Below are 2080 nucleotides of genomic sequence, written 5' to 3' on the forward strand. Positions count from 1 at the left end.
CCGACGGACCACCCGCACCGGACGGCCCCGACCCCGCGGCAACCGCCCCCTCCGACACACCATCGACAACAGACATGCTGTCCTCTCTTCGTTCTCAGTTCTTCACTGCGGCCAGGTCGTCGGGGCCGCACCGATTGCTTTCGAGTCCCGCCGCCATGTCCTGCCAGATCTGCCGGCAGCGGGCGGCCACGACGGCGACCGTCGTGATCTGGTGCGCCGGGACCGCGGAGGCGATCCGGGCGGCACTCCGTTGTGCCGCCAGGTGCAGGTCGAGAAGGCGCAGCAGGAGCCGTCCATCGGCGGAATGCCGTAGTGAGGGCTCACTGCACAGGCGTTTCACCAGCGTCGGGAAATCCGCCGGATCCGTTCCCTCCGCCGCCGTCACCGTGTCCCGGCGGGGCGACGGTGCCGTGTGCTCCCCCGTCCCGGAGGCCCGGGCGGCGGTTCCCGCGGACCTGCGCGGAACGGGCTCCTGCCCGTTCTCGATCCTGCGTTTGACGTCCCGCACCGTGCTGGGCGAGATGCCGGCCAGACGTCCGACCTCGCGCAGCGAGGAGTCCGGCTCGCTGCGCAGGATCTCTGCCGCGTGCCGGCGCCGCTCGTCCGCGTCGGTGGGACGCAGGCGTCCGTCGCGGCCGAGACGGTGTGTCGGACCGGTCGCCCGCTGCGCGCCCTTGCGCAGGTCGGCGACGGTTTTCGGGGACAGTCCGGCGACCTGTGCGAGGGCGCGGTCCGACCAGTGCGGGTGGGCCGCCAGGATCCGCCGGGCCGCCGCCGTACGGTCGGACTGCGTCAGTGGAAGACCGTGCCGGATGTTCTCGCGGACCGAGCGGACGAAGGCCTGCTCCAGTGGCTCGTCGCAGAACCGCACCGCTATCCGGGTGTCACCCCGCAGGCGTGCGGCGTGGTAGCGGTGGACGCCGTCCAGGATCGCCATGGTGGGGCGATGGACCAGAATCGGCGGGAAGTCGCCGGATTCGGCGAGCGCCCGCGTGTGCCGGTCGTCCGGTCCGTCCAGCCTGACCTTGACGACGTCCTTCAGCGCGGTCAGCGGAACCTGGTACTCGGGTTCGGGGTTTCCTTTCTGCGTCCTGACGCTTCTCGGTGTTCGTTCGTGGACCATACGGAGGGTCTCCTGTCGTTATCCATCCGGCTCAGTGGGACGACGACGACATCGCCAACTCGCTGAAGATGTCGGCGTGCAACCGGCGATCCGGGCCCAGTTGGACGCGTCAGACGGTGAGCGCCGCCGGGTCGTGGCCCAGGAACTCGTGCAGCCACTCGATGAAGTCGGGGCCGAGGTCGCTGCGGTCGGCGGCGATCCGGACGACGGCCCGCAGGTAGTCGGCGCGGTCCCCGGTGTCGTAGCGCCGCCCTGAGAAGACGACCCCGTGCACGGGGTGTCCGTCGTGGGCGAGCGTCCGGATGGCGTCGGTCAGCTGGATCTCGCCGCCGCGTCCGGGCGGAGTGCGCTGCAGGACGGGGAAGACGGCGGGGTCGAGGATGTAGCGGCCGATGACGGCCAGGTTGCTCGGGGCGGTACCGGGCGCCGGCTTCTCGACCAGATCGGTGACCCGCACGATGTCGCTCCCGTGTTCGCGCTCCACCGCCGCGCAGCCGTACAGGTGGCTGCGTTCCGGGGCGACTTCCATGAGTGCGATCACCGATCCGCCGTGCCGGCGCCGCACCTGCTGCATCTGGGCGAGGAGCGGGTCCCGGGGGTCGATGAGGTCGTCACCGAGGAGGACGGCGAAGGGCTCGTCACCCACGTGCGGGGCGGCGCACAGCACGGCGTGCCCCAGGCCGCGCGGGTCGCGCTGCCGGGTGTAGTGGATGTCGGCGAGTTCGGTGGGGGCGTGGACGGCGGCGAGCCGGTCGGTGTCGCCCTTCTTCTCAAGGGCCAGTTCGAGCTCGCAGTTGCGGTCGAAGTGGTCTTCCAGGGCACGCTTGTTGCGCCCGGTCACCATGAGGATGTCGCGCATCCCGACGCCGACGGCTTCCTCGACGACGTACTGGATGGCCGGCTTGTCCACCACCGGCAGCATCTCCTTGGGAGTGGCCTTGGTGGCGGGCAGGAAGC

Annotated in this window: 2 protein-coding genes; both read right to left on the bottom strand. The window is 70.9% G+C overall.

Translation table 11 applies throughout. The features are described from left to right. Window positions 1–94: 94 nt before the first annotated feature. Window positions 95–1123 (bottom strand): ParB/RepB/Spo0J family partition protein, encoded by a 1029-nt coding sequence (locus tag IE312_RS28940; RefSeq protein ID WP_189985248.1) that lies wholly within the window; start codon window positions 1121–1123, stop codon window positions 95–97. Window positions 1124–1232: 109 nt separating this feature from the next. Continuing rightward, on the bottom strand, window positions 1233–2080 hold an 848-nt coding region (locus IE312_RS28945; protein WP_229900552.1), incomplete at its 5' end, for a UTP--glucose-1-phosphate uridylyltransferase.

The organism is Streptomyces capoamus (assembly GCF_014654935.1).
GTDB classification, from domain to species: Bacteria; Actinomycetota; Actinomycetes; order Streptomycetales; family Streptomycetaceae; genus Streptomyces; species Streptomyces capoamus.